Annotated in this window: 1 protein-coding gene; it reads left to right on the top strand. The window is 67.8% G+C overall.

Translation table 11 applies throughout. The features are described from left to right. A partial coding sequence (locus ADL25_RS15515; RefSeq protein WP_234380932.1) for an NAD(P)-binding domain-containing protein occupies positions 1–512 on the top strand: 512 nt, incomplete at both ends.

Raw genomic sequence — 512 nt, 5'->3', positions numbered from 1 at the left:
ACGACCGCAACCCCGAGGTCTCCGACGTCAAGCACCTCGCCGAACTGGTCGAGAAGCTCGAGGCGCCCCGCGTGGTGTGGGTGATGGTCCCGGCAGGCGGTGCCACCCAGGCCGTCATCGACGAGCTCAAGGAGCTGCTCTCCCCCGGCGACGTCGTCGTCGACGGCGGCAACTCCCGCTGGACCGACGACGAGAAGCACGCCGCCGAACTCGGCATCAAGGGCATCGGCTTCGTCGACGCGGGCGTCTCCGGCGGCGTCTGGGGCCTGCAGAACGGCTACGCCCTGATGGTCGGCGGCGACAAGGAGCACGTCGAACGCCTCCAGCCGATCTTCGAGGCGCTCAAGCCCGAAGGACCCTATGGATACGTCCACGCCGGCCGGGTCGGCGCCGGACACTTCTCCAAGATGGTCCACAACGGCATCGAGTACGCGATGATGCAGGCCTACGCCGAGGGCTGGGAACTGCTGGAGAAGGTCAAGTCCGTGGAGAACGTCCGCGAGGTCTTCCGC

Source organism: Streptomyces sp. NRRL F-5122 (assembly GCF_001507435.1).
Classification (GTDB): Bacteria; Actinomycetota; Actinomycetes; order Streptomycetales; family Streptomycetaceae; genus Streptomyces; species Streptomyces lannensis.
Note: the sequence above shows the minus strand (reverse complement) of the source record. Positions and strands in the feature narration are given on the sequence as shown.